General features: G+C 67.1%; 13 protein-coding genes. 6 read left to right on the forward strand and 7 right to left on the reverse strand.

The genetic code is table 11. The features are described 5' to 3' along the window. Positions 1-27: 27 nt before the first annotated feature. Entirely contained in the window at positions 28-1,038 is a 1,011-nt protein-coding gene (locus DDE23_RS21945; protein ID WP_107751736.1) for a DUF6456 domain-containing protein, read from the reverse strand. Between the two features lie 280 nt (positions 1,039-1,318). Between DDE23_RS21945 and DDE23_RS21950 the strand changes: the two genes are divergently transcribed. Together DDE23_RS21950 and DDE23_RS21955 are read left to right on the forward strand one after the other, a co-directional pair. Beyond that, on the forward strand, positions 1,319-1,654 hold the full coding sequence (locus tag DDE23_RS21950) for a DUF6477 family protein (RefSeq protein ID WP_107751737.1): 336 nt from the start codon (positions 1,319-1,321) through the stop codon (positions 1,652-1,654). 94 nt (positions 1,655-1,748) lie between these two features. Beyond that, on the forward strand, positions 1,749-3,782 hold the full coding sequence (locus DDE23_RS21955; RefSeq protein WP_107751738.1) for an ASKHA domain-containing protein: 2,034 nt from the start codon (positions 1,749-1,751) through the stop codon (positions 3,780-3,782). A 3-nt stretch (positions 3,783-3,785) separates the two neighbouring features. On the opposite strand, the gene DDE23_RS21960 is transcribed toward DDE23_RS21955, so the two are convergent. The 4 genes from DDE23_RS21960 to phaC form a co-directional block, all read right to left on the reverse strand. Continuing rightward, positions 3,786-4,604, reverse strand: coding sequence for a hypothetical protein (locus tag DDE23_RS21960; protein WP_107751739.1), 819 nt, complete (start codon positions 4,602-4,604; stop codon positions 3,786-3,788). Between the two features lie 36 nt (positions 4,605-4,640). Continuing rightward, positions 4,641-5,213 (reverse strand): polyhydroxyalkanoate synthesis repressor PhaR, encoded by a 573-nt coding sequence (gene phaR, locus DDE23_RS21965; RefSeq protein WP_107751740.1) that lies wholly within the window; start codon positions 5,211-5,213, stop codon positions 4,641-4,643. 234 nt (positions 5,214-5,447) lie between these two features. Next, entirely contained in the window at positions 5,448-5,927 is a 480-nt protein-coding gene (locus tag DDE23_RS21970; protein WP_107751741.1) for a phasin family protein, read from the reverse strand. A 110-nt stretch (positions 5,928-6,037) separates the two neighbouring features. Beyond that, a complete protein-coding gene (phaC, locus tag DDE23_RS21975; RefSeq protein ID WP_107751742.1) occupies positions 6,038-7,837 on the reverse strand; it encodes a class I poly(R)-hydroxyalkanoic acid synthase in 1,800 nt (599 codons plus the stop codon). A gap of 105 nt (positions 7,838-7,942) precedes the next feature. Here phaC and phaZ point away from each other — a divergent pair, with 105 nt between their 5' ends. Next, a complete protein-coding gene (gene phaZ / locus DDE23_RS21980; RefSeq protein ID WP_107751743.1) occupies positions 7,943-9,229 on the forward strand; it encodes a polyhydroxyalkanoate depolymerase in 1,287 nt (428 codons plus the stop codon). A 56-nt stretch (positions 9,230-9,285) separates the two neighbouring features. On the opposite strand, the gene DDE23_RS21985 is transcribed toward phaZ, so the two are convergent. Together DDE23_RS21985 and DDE23_RS21990 are read right to left on the reverse strand one after the other, a co-directional pair. After that, positions 9,286-9,714, reverse strand: coding sequence for a DUF1330 domain-containing protein (locus tag DDE23_RS21985; protein WP_238150090.1), 429 nt, complete (start codon positions 9,712-9,714; stop codon positions 9,286-9,288). Beyond that, positions 9,711-10,457: an aldolase/citrate lyase family protein gene (locus DDE23_RS21990; protein ID WP_107751744.1), complete on the reverse strand. Its 747-nt coding sequence runs from the start codon at positions 10,455-10,457 to the stop codon at positions 9,711-9,713. The genes DDE23_RS21985 and DDE23_RS21990 overlap by 4 nt, the downstream gene beginning before the upstream one ends. 114 nt (positions 10,458-10,571) lie before the next feature. Here DDE23_RS21990 and DDE23_RS21995 point away from each other — a divergent pair, with 114 nt between their 5' ends. From DDE23_RS21995 to DDE23_RS22005, 3 genes are all read left to right on the forward strand, one after another. Beyond that, the gene (locus DDE23_RS21995) at positions 10,572-11,513 is read left to right on the forward strand and encodes a sugar-binding transcriptional regulator (RefSeq protein ID WP_107751980.1); all 942 of its coding nucleotides are present in this window, start codon (positions 10,572-10,574) and stop codon (positions 11,511-11,513) included. Positions 11,514-11,660: 147 nt separating this feature from the next. Continuing rightward, a complete protein-coding gene (locus tag DDE23_RS22000) occupies positions 11,661-12,968 on the forward strand; it encodes an ABC transporter substrate-binding protein (RefSeq protein WP_107751745.1) in 1,308 nt (435 codons plus the stop codon). A 126-nt stretch (positions 12,969-13,094) separates the two neighbouring features. Continuing rightward, the gene (locus DDE23_RS22005) at positions 13,095-13,961 is read left to right on the forward strand and encodes a carbohydrate ABC transporter permease (protein WP_107751746.1); all 867 of its coding nucleotides are present in this window, start codon (positions 13,095-13,097) and stop codon (positions 13,959-13,961) included. Positions 13,962-13,965: the final 4 nt, after the last annotated feature.

The raw sequence follows: 13,965 nt of genomic DNA on the forward strand, positions 1-13,965 counted from the left end.
TCCCCCGGCGCAAGCGCCGGGCGCCGCTCACCCCATCATCTTCCCGGTCTCGCCCTGGGAATCGTAGTGCCGCTTCAACCGCAACAAGGCGATCCGCAGCACGATCTTGCCCGAGCGCGCCGACCAGCCCAGACGCCGCTCGGCCGTCTCCAGCCCCTCCATGTGGCAGCAGCAGCGCAGCGCCATATCCGCCAGCCCCGGTCCCAGATCGTCGAGCGCGGCGATCACCCGGTCGCGCGCGCCCAGCGCCCCCTTTCCGGGTAACGCCCCCCTTCCCGCCCCCGTACCCCGGATCGGTCCGGTCAGAAACCGGTCCCAATCCTGCGTCATCGGGGCGCCGGTCTGCGCCGCCTCGAAATCCTCGCGCAGCCGCTCGGCCGCCGCCACCAGATCGGCCGCAAGGAACGGCTTGCCCTCGCGGTCGCGGCGCCGGGCCAGGGCGGTGATCGGGCTTTCCACCGTCACCGGCCGGGTGCGCCGCGTGTCCTCCTCGTCGAAACTGCGGGGCGCGGGGGCGGCGCCCTCCTCGCCCATCAGCCGCCGCAACGCCAGACGCCCGGCCTGGGTGATCTCGTAGCGCAGCACCCGGCCCGATTGCACGCAGATGATCCAGTCCTGCAGCGCGAAGGCCTCGGCCACCAGCCGGTCCAGGACTGCCAGCCGTTCCGTGCCTCCGGCCCCCTCGCGCAGGATCACCGCGCGGTCCATGTCGGGCGCCACCGCCATCAGCGCCCCCTCCTCGGCCAGCCGCGGCAGCACGCGCCGGGCCTCGGCATCCAGCGCGCTGTCGCCGGTCGTGGGCCCCGCCCCCGGCCCGTCCTCGGCCGCCTTGAGCCGCCCCAGCGCCCCGTCGACCAGCGGGTCGTCGCGCCGGTTCTCGAACCGGCGCACCTGACGCAGGACGGTCGAGGCATGTACCCCCTCGGCCCGGGCGATCTCGCGCAGCGAGAGGCCGCCTTCGGTATGGGTCAGATAGAGCCGGACGGCAGACGGCACCCAGTCGGGCAGCTGGTCGAGCGGCGAGAGATTGGCGGTCATCGAACCCCCTTTGGCCTTGCCACACCCTCGGCACGCGCCGGGTTCCGGTGTGGCAGACCCGAAATCCCAGAATATATAGGTTGCCAAATGGTAAATATTCTCAACCTGCGCGTGCATCTGTTACCGGATTCTTAACCGGCTCACCCAGACAACAATGGTTATCAAAGCGTAAGGACGCTTGAAGCTTGCGAACGGTGGGAAAAGGGCCGCGCGCAACACCCGGATAGATTGTGTCATCATGATGGCAGCCTTGTGTTGTTATCGTGAAAGGACCGTCCCGATGAGCAGTACCCACGCCGATTCGCTGTTGAACGCCCTGGCCGAGCTGACGGCCCTGCGTCGCCCCCGGCTGATGCTGCGCACCGCGCGCTTCGGCACGCTCGATTACCAGCGCGACACCGACCTCCGGCGCATCCTGCGGCTGCCCGCGACGCCTGCCCCGGGGGTCGCCACCCTGCGCCTGCTGATGGAGCTGGAAAGCCAGCACGAGGCGCTGCGCACCCGCCCGCCGCAGGAAATCGGCAATCCCTGGCGCGCGACCCGCCATATCGAGGTGCTGATCGCCCTGATCGCCGAGGCGCGGCTGCTGGCCGAGGCGGTGACGCCCGCCACTTGAGCCGTCGCTTTCCGTCCGGCGTCGGTCGCCCTGCCCTCTTCCCCCTGCCGCCCCACGGGCTATGGTGCGCGGGATTAGGGACAGGACGGCTACCATGGCAGGCGACGCGCTGGTGATCTTTACGCCCTCGGGCAAGCGGGGGCGGTTCGCGACGGGAACCCCGGTGCTGACGGCGGCCCGGCAATTGGGGGTGGACCTCGATTCCGTCTGCGGCGGGCGGGGCATCTGCTCGAAATGCCAGGTCTCGCCCGGTGTGGGCGCCTTCCCCAAGCATGGCGTGACCGTCGCGCCCGACGCGCTGAGCGACTGGAACGCGGTCGAGCAGCGCTACAAAGACAAGCGCGGCATGATCGACGGGCGGCGGCTGGGCTGTCAGGCGAAGATCATGGGCGATGTGGTGATCGACGTGCCGCCGGAAAGCCAGCTGCACCGGCAGGTGGTCCGCAAGGCCGCCAGCGCCCGGGCCGTCGCCATGGACCCGGCGACGCGGCTTTTCTACGTCGAAGTGGCCGAACCCGACATGCACGAGCCCTCGGGCGATCTGGAGCGGCTGGCGGCGGCCTTGGCCGAGCAATGGCAGATCGCCGGGATCGAGGCCGGGCCAGCGGTGCTGCGCAAGTTGCAAACCGTGCTGCGCAAGGGCAATTGGGCAGTGACGGCCGCGGTCTACCGTGACCACCACGGCGGGGCGCCGCGGCTGCTGGATGTGTTCCCCGGCCTTTATGAGGGGGCGCTGGCGGGGCTGGCCATCGACCTCGGCTCGACCACCATCGCCGCCCATCTGTGCGACCTCAGGACCGGCGAGGTTCTGGCCTCGGGCGGGATCATGAACCCGCAGATCCGCTTCGGCGAGGATCTGATGAGCCGCGTCTCCTACGCCATGATGAACCCGGGCGGCGATGTCGAGATGACCAGCGCCGTGCGCGAGGCGCTGGATGCGCTGGCGAAATCGGTGGCGGGCGAGGCGGGGATCGACCCTGCGGCGATCATGGAGACGGTGGTCGTCTGCAACCCGGTCATGCATCACCTGTTCCTCGGCATCGACCCGGTGGAGCTGGGACAGGCGCCCTTCGCGCTGGCCACCTCGTCCTCGCTGTCGCTGCCCGCCCGCGATCTGGGGCTGAAGGCCCTGAACGCCGAGGCGCGGCTCTATACCCTGCCCTGCATCGCCGGGCATGTCGGCGCCGATGCGGCGGCCGTGGCCCTGTCCGAGGCGCCGCAGGACAAGGACGATCTGGTGCTGATCGTCGACGTGGGCACCAATGCCGAGATCCTGCTGGGCAACAAGACGCGGGTGCTGGCCTGTTCCTCGCCCACCGGCCCGGCCTTCGAGGGGGCGCAGATTTCCTCCGGTCAGCGGGCCGCGCCCGGGGCCATCGAGCGGATCGAGATCGACCCGATGACCAAGGAACCGCGCTTCCGGGTGATCGGCTCGGACCTGTGGTCGGACGATCCGGGCTTCGCCGAGGCGACGGCGCAGACCGGCGTCACCGGCATCTGCGGCTCGGGCATCATCGAGGCGGTGGCCGAGATGCGCATGGCCGGCATCGTCGATGCGGCGGGGCTGATCGGCTCGCCCGAACAGACCGGCACAGCACGGTGCGAGGCCGAGGGGCGGACCCACAGCTATCTGATCCACGACGGCAGCGCCCAGAACGGGCCGCGCATCACCGTCACGCAGGGCGATATCCGCGCGATTCAGCTGGCGAAATCCGCGCTCTATGCGGGGGCGCGGCTGCTCATGGACGAAATGGGCGTGGACCATGTGGACCATGTGACGCTGGCCGGGGCCTTTGGCGCGCATATCAGCGCCAAGCATGCGATGGTCCTCGGCATGATCCCCGACTGCCCGCTGGAGAATGTGACCAGCGCCGGCAACGCGGCGGGCACCGGGGCGCGGATCGCGCTGTGCAACATCGCCGCCCGGGCGGCGATCGAGGCGCAGGTGAAGCGCATCCACAAGGTGGAAACGGCGATCGAGCCGCGCTTCCAGGAGCATTTCGTCAATGCCTCGGCCCTGCCGCATGCGGTCGATACCTTCCCGCATCTGTCGCAGATCGTGACCCTGCCGCAGGTCGTCCACAACACCGGTGGCGGCGGTGAAGGCGGGCGGCGCCGGCGGCGCTGAGGCTCACATCCCCTCGGGCGACCAGAGGCCGAAACGCCGCTGGTGATCCTCGATGCAGCCGAGGTCCAGCGCCTTGCGGTCGCGCCCCTCGAATTCGCTCATCGCCAGCGCGGCGCTGCCCCCGGCGCGGCGGCGGGTCGGCGGCAGGATCGAGGCCTCGACCCAGATGGGCGTGCCCGCCAGTTCCAGCATGGCCGAAAGCCAGACGTCATCGACCGGCCACCATTCGCCCGGACCGTCGCGCAAGGCGGAGGGGAAGAACCCGGCGCGGACCATGACCCCGCACCAGCCGCCCAGCAGATCGGCATAGCCGCTGGCCTCGACCAACGGCACCGGCTCGACCCAGCGGCGGGGGCTTTCCAGCACCGGTTTCGTCACCCAGCGCGGCAGACGGCGCATGCGCGGCATGCGCTCGGCCCGCCGTTCGGTCTGGCCGAAGCCCGGCAGGTGACGGCCCAGCGCCGCCAGCGCCTCGGTCGGTCGGGTCGCGCGGAGATCCTTGAAACGGCGGTGGAAATCCGGGGCGTAGAGGCTGTCGTCATCGCAAAAGAGGATGTCGGTTTCCAGGTCCCCGGCCTCGAGGCATTCCAGCAGCGCCGGCACCACCTTGGTCGCCGGTCCCCAATCCAGCGCGCAGCGCCGGATGGTCACGCCCGGCGGCACCTCGGGCAGGGTGCCGTCCCAATCGGGAAAGCGGCGGTACGTTTCGGGGATCCACAACTCGACCGGGGCGCGCAGATCCTGCCGGACCAGCGAGCGCAGCGTCTGCCCGAGAAAGGCGAACCGGGGCGGGATCGACGACAGGGAAATGCGCGTCGCCATCGTGGCCACCCCTTCTGGTCTGGCAGCAGCGGCGCCTTAGCGGCCCATCTTGCTCAGCTTGGCTTCCAGGGCGGCAAGCTGGCGGCGGATCGCGGTCAGATCCTCGGCATCGTCGCCGCTTTCCTCGGCCGCAGCCTCGCCGGTCTGCAGGCCGGGCATGGTCTTCCATCCCGCCATCATGCTTTCCATGAAGGCCGCCTGCTGGCGCTGCATCTCGGCAAAGCCGGGCATCTTCGACATCTGCGCCATCATCGGGTTCATGGCGCTCATCTGTTCGGCCAGTTTCGGCCCTTCCTTCAGCATTTCGAAGGACATGGCCAGGAATTGCGGCACCACGCTCTGGGCCTGGGCGGTATAGCTGCGCACCAGATCGGTCAGCACATCGAGCGGCAGCACATTCTCGCCCCGGCTCTCGTGTTCGGCGACGATCTGCAGCAGGTACTGCCGCGTCAGGTCATCGCCGGTCTTCAGGTCAACGATCTGCACCTCGCGGCCCGCGCGGATGAATCCGGCGATATCCTCGAGCGTCACGTAATCGCTGCTTTCCGTATTATAGAGCCGTCGAGAGGCGTAGCGCTTGATCAAAAGCGGCTTGTCGGACTCGGCCACGTCGGTTGCTCCCCGTTTCATTTTTGCATTGCAGCGAGACTAGACCGCGATTTCGCTGCGGGAAACAGGATTCTTTACGCCGCTTTGGCGAAGCGCCCAATTTCCGGGCAAAGGAGGCACCCCGCCCCGCCCGGAAATGGCAAGGGGCGGGCTTTCGCCCGCCCCTGACGCCCGAGTGGGAGGAACCCCGGCGTCCGCCTTCTGCAAGGCAGGGCCCATGGCCCCGCCGCGCGATCACTTCGCCGCGGCGCTCGCCTTTTTGGCGGCCGAGGTCACTTCGTCGGTCGCTTTCTTGGCGGCGGCGGTCATGTCGGCGGTCGCCTTCTGCACCGCAGCGGTCGCCTCGGCCGACATGTCCTTGCCAGCGGCGAGCATCAGCTCGACGGTGTCCATCTGCACGCGCTTGGCGATCTCGGCGAAAGCGGCCATATGCTCGGCAGCCATCTCGGCCGAGGCCGAAGCGAAATCGGTGTAGGCCTTGGCGTATTCGGCGGGCTCTTCCTTGACGGTCGAGACTTCGCCGATCTTGGCCAGCGTCGACTTGGTCCATTTGGACGAAACTTCGGCCGATTTCTCGGCGGCTTCGAGCACGACCTTGCTCATTTTCTCGCCCAGGGCAGCCTGGGTCTTGAACACGTCCTGCATCGCCTTGGTGTCGACCGGGAAGGCGCCCATCATGTCCTGCATGACTTTGGTGAAATCGTTCTTCGCCATTTTCTCTCTCCTTGCTTGGATCCCGCCATCCAGGATCCTGCGTCATGAGGAGAATATGGATGCTGCACCGCAGAAAATCAAGATAGTTTTTCTGCAGTGCAGCATTTTCTCTAACCCGTTGATGAACCGCCCGGATTGGCAAGAACATAGGTTCCGGGCGCGGGCGCCAGCACCGAATCACCCACAGGGCGAGCGGAAATCAGCTTGCCCGAGCGGGCCCTGAGCCATTCCTCCCAGCGCGGCCACCACGAGCCCGGATCGTATTCGGCCTCGGCCTTCCAGCCCGCGGCGTCGCCGTCGAGCGGATGGTCCGAGGTGTAATGGCCATATTTCTTCTTCGAGGGCGGATTGACGATCCCGGCGATATGGCCGCTTTCCGACAGGATGAAGGTCTTGTTGGTGGACCCCATCTTCGACACGCCGCGGAAGCTCGACCGCCAGGCGGCGATATGATCCGTCTCGCAGGCGATGGCGCAGACCGGCACCTTCACGCCCGAGATATGCAGCGTCTCGCCCAGCATCTTGAACCCGGTCGAGCAAAGCTCGTCCCGCTGGCAGAGCCCGCGCAGGTACTCCACGACCATCCGCCCCGGCAGGTTGGTGCCGTCGCCGTTCCAGTAGAGCAGGTCAAAGGCCGGCGGCGCCTCGCCCAGCATGTAGCTGCGGATCGCCGGGCCATAGATCAGGTCGTTCGAGCGCAGATAGCTGAAGGTCTTGGTCATGTAATAGGAATGCAGATAGCCCTGCGCATCGGCCTCGGCCTCGATCCCGTCGACGAAATCGTCCTCCAGGAACACGCCCACCTCGCCCTGATCCGAGAAATCGGTCAGCGTGGTGAAGAAGGTCGCCGATTTGACCGACTTGTCCTTGCGCTTGTCCAGCAGCGCCAGCGTCAGGCTCAGCGTGGTCCCGGCGATGCAATAGCCGATGACATTGACCTGCTTGACGGCGCAGAGTTCCTTCACCTTGGCGATGGCCTCCAGATACCCTTCCTCGACATAGGTATCCATGCCGACATCGGCGTAGCTGGCATCGGGGTTCACCCAGGAGACGACATAGAGCGTATAGCCCTGATCGACGATCCACTTGATGAGGCTGTTCTGGGGCTTCAGGTCAAGGATGTAGAACTTGTTGATCCAGGGCGGAAAGATCAGCAGCGGCGTCTCGTGCACCTGCTCGGTGGTCGGCTTGTACTGGATCAGCTCGAACATGCGGTTGCGGAACACGACCGAGCCTTCGGAGGTGCCGATATTGCCGCCGACCTTGAAGGCCTCGCGGTCCGACAGCGTGACCAGCAGCTCGCCGTTGTTGGCCTCGATGTCACGCACCAGGTTCTCCAGCCCCTTGACCAGGCTCTCGCCCTCAGTCTCGACCGCGCGCATCAGCGCGTCGGGGTTGGTACCCAGAAAGTTGGTCGGCGCCATCATGTCGATGATCTGCCGGCCGAAGAATTCGAGGCGGCTGCGCTCCCTCGGATCGAGGGTATCGAGGTTCTCGATCGCCTTCTCGATAGCCTCGGAAGACAGCAGATATTGCTGCTTGATATAGTTGAAATAGGGATGCGTGCGCCAGAGCGGGTTGGAAAAACGCTTATCTTCCGGGGTGTTGTCCTCGGGCGCGACCAGGGGATGCTCGCGCAGGGCCTCCTGCGCCTCGACGAAATGCTTCAGCGTCTTGCCCCAATAGCCGACCTGCTGTTCCAGCACCTTCGAGGGGTTGTGCACCATCTCCTGCCAATAGGCGGAGGCGGCGCGCAGATAGAGCGAGGGATCGGGGGCCTGCAGTTCGCTGCGCTGCGGCTGCTTTTTCGCAAATGCAGCAATCAGACGTTGAGTGAGCGTCTCGATCCTCGCCAGATTGGCATTAAGGACCTCGAGATTGGCGGATTCTTCATACTCGGAAGTTGCCATTTAAATATGTCCCCCCTAAACTCCTGCGGTGCAGCATAGACCCGCGCCCCCCCACGTGGAAAGGCCGGATCCTTGTACCATAGCCGTGTCCTCTCGGAGACCCCCATGAAGCAGATGGCCACCTACGACTTGATGGAAACGATGCGCAACACCAACGAATGGTTGGGCGCATCGGCCCGGGCGATGGCCTCGTACCCGGTCTGGGGCATGGTCCCGCATCCGATGTTCAAGATGATGTCGGCCTGGGGCCGCGTGACCGAACGCAGCTTCGCGCGCATGGTAATCAAACCCGCCTGGGGCATCCGCACCGTGGTGGGCGAGGACGGGCGCGACCATCTGGTCGATCCGCAGATCGAACTGGCCCGCCCCTTTGGCGATCTGGTCCGCTTCCGCGTCGCCTCGCGCCCGGAAAAGGCCCGCCGCATTCTGCTCTGCGCGCCGATGTCGGGGCATTACGCCACGCTCCTGCGCTCGACCGTGGCCTCGCTTTTGCCCGATGCCGAGGTCTGGATCACCGACTGGCACAATGCCCGTGACATTCCGGTCTCCGAAGGCAAGTTCGATATCGAGGATTACACCCAGTACCTCGTCGATTTCATGAAGCATCTCGGCCCCGACACCCATGTCGTCGCCGTCTGCCAGCCCGCGCCCCTGGCCCTGGCCGCCACCGCCCTTCTGGCCGAGGAAGCGCCCGAGGCGCAGCCGCTGACCCTGACCCTGATCGGCGGGCCGATCGACCCCGACGCCGCCGCGACCGAGGTCACGGACTTCGGCCGCCGGGTGACCATGGGACAGCTCGAACATCTGGCCATCCAGCGGGTCGGCTTCAAATACGCGGGTGTCGGCCGTCAGGTCTATCCGGGCCTGCTGCAACTCGCCGGTTTCATCTCGATGAACCTCGACCGTCACGCTCAGGCTTTCAGCGACAAGATCGTCGCCGCCGCCCAGGGCGAGGACAGCGAGCGCGATCAGCACAACCGTTTCTACGACGAATACCTCGCGGTCATGGACATGACGGCGGAATTCTACCTCTCGACCGTCGAGCGCATCTTCAAGGAACGCGAGATCGCCCGCAACGTCTTCGAGGTTAACGGCAAGCCGGTCGATATCAGCAAGGTGACCGATGTGGCGACGATGATCGTCGAGGGGGCGAATGACGACATTTCCGCGCCCGGCCAATGCCTTGCCGCGCTCGACCTGCTGACCGGCCTGCCCGATGAGATGAAGGCGCAGCATCTGGAACCGGGTGCGGGCCATTACGGCATCTTCGCGGGGTCGAGCTGGCGCAACAACATCCGCCCGCTGGTGTTCAGCTTCATGGACGACAACAGCAAGCGCGGCAACCGCAAGGCCAAGAAACCCGCGGTGACGCTGGCGGCCTCGAACAGCTGAGCCGACGCGCCCTGCCCTTCCTGAAAGCCCCGCCCCTCACCGGGCGGGGCTTTTGCTCAGGCGAAACCGGCCCCGGGCGTGCCCGGCGCCATGCGGATCAGCCGGGAATCGGCGACCGCCGCCGTGCGGTGCTGCGCGGCGCGCTGATACTCGGCGTCACGGATCATGTCGATGAAGGCCTGCCCGCTGGGATAGGCGGCGACGAAGGCGATGTGCCAGCGCTCGGCCTCGGGGCCGATCAGCATCAGCTCCGGCCGGCCGCTCCACAGGATCGAGCCGCCGAGGCGCCGGAAGATCGGCCCGCTGTCGCGGCCATAGGCGGCATAGGCCTCGGCCCCGGTGGCCGTGCGGCCGTCCTCGTATCGGGCCTGATCGCGCAGGCGGACCAGATTGAGCATATGGACCGGCCGGTCGCGCGGCAGGTCCTTGAAGCGGGCAAAGCGCGCGCGGTCGGGGTTGATATGACCCTCGCCCGGCCCGCTCACGGCTTCAATCCGTTGCGCAGGACCAGCAGGTCGATGGCCTTCGAGACGAAGATCGCCCCGGCCCCCAGCGCGGCATCGTAAAGGACCGGATCCATGGTCAGGATCCCCGGCGGCTTGCCCGCGGCGCGGATCCGGCGGATGCCGTCGAGGATCGCCTCCTTCACCGCGGGATGGGCCGGATTGCCGGGATGGCCGAGGCTCGCGGCCAGATCGGCCGGGCCGATGAAGATGCCGTCGACCCCCTCGACCGCGGCGATGGCCTCGATCTGGGCAAGCGCGCTGGCGGTTTCGACCTGCACCAGCAGACAGGTTTCCTCATGCGCGCGCTGGTGATAGCCGGCGATCCGGCCGAAACCCGCGGCCCTGGTGGCCCCGGCGACGCCCCGGATACCGCGCGGCGGGTAGCGGGTGGCGGCGACGGCCAGCGCCGCCTCCTCGGCGTTCTGGATCATCGGCACGAGGATGGTCTGCGCCCCATGGTCGAGGATCTTCTTCATCAGCGCCACATCCAGCACCCGGGGCCGGACGATGGCCGAGACCGGAAAAGGCGCGACGGCCTGCAGCAGCGGCAGCACCGAGGGCACTTCCAGCGGCGCGTGTTCGGTGTCGAAGAGCATCCAGTCGAAGCCCGCCCCGGCCGCCATCTCGGCCACCAGCGGGTCGGTGATCTGGCACCAGAGGCCGCGCTGGACCTGCATCGCGGCGAGCGCCGCCTTGAAATGGTTCCTGGGCAGGTCGGTCATCGGTTCCCTCCTCGTAGGATGGGCAATATTGCCCATCCTACCGGCCAAGCGCCAGCCCGTCGCCTTGCCAAACCCGCCCGGGGCGACCACCATGGCCGCGCAACGGGGGCAATGATGACCACAGGCGAACGCAAGCACGACGACGCGGCCCGGGCCGCCTGGCTCGCCTATATCGGCGGCTGCAAGCAGGACGAGATCGCCCAGATCATGGGCATATCCCGGCAATCGGCGCAGCGGCTGGTCTCGCAGGCGCTGGCTGCGGGGCTGGTCAAGGTGCGCATCGACCATCCCATCGCCCGCTGCATGGAACTGGCCCGCGACCTCAGGGCCCGCTATGGGCTCACGCTGTGCGAGGTGGTGCCGTCGCTCGACACGCCCGCCTCCTCGGGCCTCGCGGTGTCGCAGGCGACCGGCGATCTGATCGAGCGCTACCTCGCCCAACCCGAGCCGCTGGTCATCGGCCTCGGCACCGGGCGGACGCTCAGGGCGGCGGTCGAGCATCTGCCGCATCTCGATTGCGCCCAGCACCGGATCGTGTCACTGACCGGCACCATCTCGCCCGATGGCTCGACCGCCTATTACAACGTGCTATTCACCATCGCCGACAAGGTGACCGCCACCACCTTCCCGCTGCCGCTGCCGGTCATCACCGCCTCGGCCGAGGAACGCGAGGCGCTGCTGGGGCAGAAGACGCTGCAGACCGCGCGCGGTCTCTCGGCCCGGACCGATGTGCGCTTCGTCGGCGTCGGCACCATGGCGCCCGATGCGCCGCTGGTCATCGACGGGTTCCTCACGCCCGAGGACCAGCAGCGCCTGACCGCCAAGGGCGCGGTGGGCGAGATCATCGGCTATGTCTTCGACCGCGACGGGCGGCTGCTGGAGGACGAGGTGAACCAGCGCGTCAGCTCCGCCCTGCTGAGCCCCGCGCCCGGGCGCCCCACCATCGCCGCGGCCAATGGCCCCGCCAAGATCCCGGCGATTCGAGCCGCGCTGACCGGCAGGCTGGTCACCGGCCTGGTCACCGATGAGGATACGGCGTTGGCGCTAACGGCGTAAGCCCACCCGCGCCCCCGGAATTTTCCCAGCGATGACAATGCCCTGCCCCCGCCCCTCGGCGCCGGGGCCAGAATCCAGTTGACGTTTCACGCGATCGTGTGAGAATTTGCCCAAGAGCTTAGCATTTGCTCATCTTGGGAGGATACCATGACCGATACCCTGCGCGCCCTGATGGGTGCGACGGCGCTGACGGCTGTCGCGCTCGCGGCCCAGGCCGAGACGATCACCATCGCCACCGTGAACAATGGCGACATGATCCGCATGCAAGGGCTGACCAGCCATTTCACCGACATGCACCCCGACATCACCGTCGAATGGGTGACGCTGGAAGAGAACGTCCTGCGCCAGAACGTGACGACCGACATCGCCACCGGCGGCGGGCAGTATGACGTCATCACCATCGGCACCTACGAGGTTCCGATCTGGGGGGCGAACGGCTGGCTGGTGGCGCTGGACGACATGGGCGCCGATTACAACGTCGACGACCTGCTGCCCGCGGTGCGCGGCGGTCTGACGGTGGACGGGCATCTCTATGCCTCGCCCTTCTACGGCGAAAGCTCGATGGTCATGTACCGCACCGATCTGATGGAAGCGGCCGGGCTGGAGATGCCCGAGGCCCCGACCTGGGAGTTCATCCGCGAAGCCGCCGCCGCCATGACCGACCGCGACAACGAGGTCTATGGCATCTGCCTGCGCGGCAAGGCCGGCTGGGGCGAGAACATGGCCTTCCTCAGCGCCATGGCCAATTCCTTCGGCGCGCGCTGGTTCGACATGGACTGGCGGCCGCAATTCGACACCGAGGCCTGGTCGAACACGCTGACCTTCTATCTGGACCTGATGACCAATTACGGCCCGCCCGGCGCCTCGAACAACGGCTTCAACGAGAATCTGGCGCTGTTCCAGACCGGCAAATGCGGCATGTGGATCGACGCCACGGTCGCGGCCTCGTTCGTGACCAACCCGACGGACAGCCAGGTCGCCGATCACGTCGGCTTCGCGCTGGCGCCCGACAACGGGCTCGGCCGTCGCGGCAACTGGCTCTGGGCCTGGTCGCTGGGCATCCCGGCCTCGTCGGACGCGCAGGAGGCGGCCAAGACCTTCATCGCCTGGGCCACGTCGTCGGCCTATACCGAGCTCGTGGCCGCGGAAGAGGGCTGGGCCAACGTGCCGCCCGGCACCCGCACCTCGCTCTATGAGAACCAGGCCTATCTCGACGCCGCGCCCTTCGCGGAAATGACCCTGCGGTCGATGGAATCCGCCGATCCCACCAGCCCCTCGGTCGATCCGGTGCCCTATACCGGCGTGCAATTCGTCGCCATCCCGGAATTCGCGGGTCTCGCGACCGAGGTGGGCCAGCTCTTCTCGGCGGCGCTTGCCGGGCAGATGTCGGCCGAAGACGCGCTGTCGCAGGCCCAGGCGCTGGCGACCGAAGAAATGGAAGCCGCGGGCTACTGAGCCGCGCCCCTTCCAGCCGACCCGGGCCGGCCCCCAACCGCCGGCCCGACCCCCTCCTCCTCTGTTGACCGGGCGCGCAGCCTACGGGCTGCGCGCCGCCCTCTCCCCATGATCCCGAGGGTTCCCATGGCCACCCAGCATTCCCGATCCGCGGCCCGCGCCATGATGGCCCCGGCGGTCTTCCTGCTTCTCGTCTGGATGCTGGTGCCGCTGATCCTAACGCTCTGGTTCTCGACCCTCGATTACCGGCCCCTGCGCGGGACCTTCGACTGCTGCGAGGGGCTGGGGAACTACGTCCGGTTCGTCAGTTCCTCGGCCTTCTGGGACAGCATCCTCACCACGCTGCAACTCCTGGGCGGCGTGCTGCTTATCACCGTGGTGGGCGGCATCGGGCTTGCGATCCTGCTGGACCAGCCGATCTGGGGTCAGGGCGTGGTGCGCATCCTGGTCATCGCGCCGTTCTTCGTCATGCCCACCGTCTCGGCGCTGGTCTGGAAGAACATGTTCATGAACCCGGTCAACGGGCTTTTTGCCCATGCCTTCAAGGCTGTCGGGCTGGAACCCGTGGATTGGCTCAGCCAGTTCCCCCTGTTCTCGATCATCCTGATCGTCAGCTGGCAATGGCTGCCCTTCGCCACGCTGATCCTGCTGACCGCCATCCAGTCGCTGGACAGCGAGCAACTGGAAGCGGCCGAGATGGACGGCGCCGGGCCGCTCTCGCGCTTTGGCTACATCACCCTGCCGCATCTGGCGCGCTCGATCACCGTGGTGGTGCTGATCCAGACGATCTTCCTGCTGTCGATCTTCGCCGAGATCTTCGTGACCACCGGCGGCGCCTTCGGCACCCGAACGCTCACCTACCTCGTCTATCAGCGCGTGATCGAAAGCCAGAACGTGGGGCTTGGCTCCGCCGGTGGCATCATCGCCGTGATCCTCGCCAATATCGTCGCCGCCATCCTGATGCGCGTCGTCGGCAAGAACCTCGACGCGTAAGGAG

The organism is Pararhodobacter aggregans, assembly GCF_003075525.1.
GTDB classification, from domain to species: Bacteria; Pseudomonadota; Alphaproteobacteria; order Rhodobacterales; family Rhodobacteraceae; genus Pararhodobacter; species Pararhodobacter aggregans.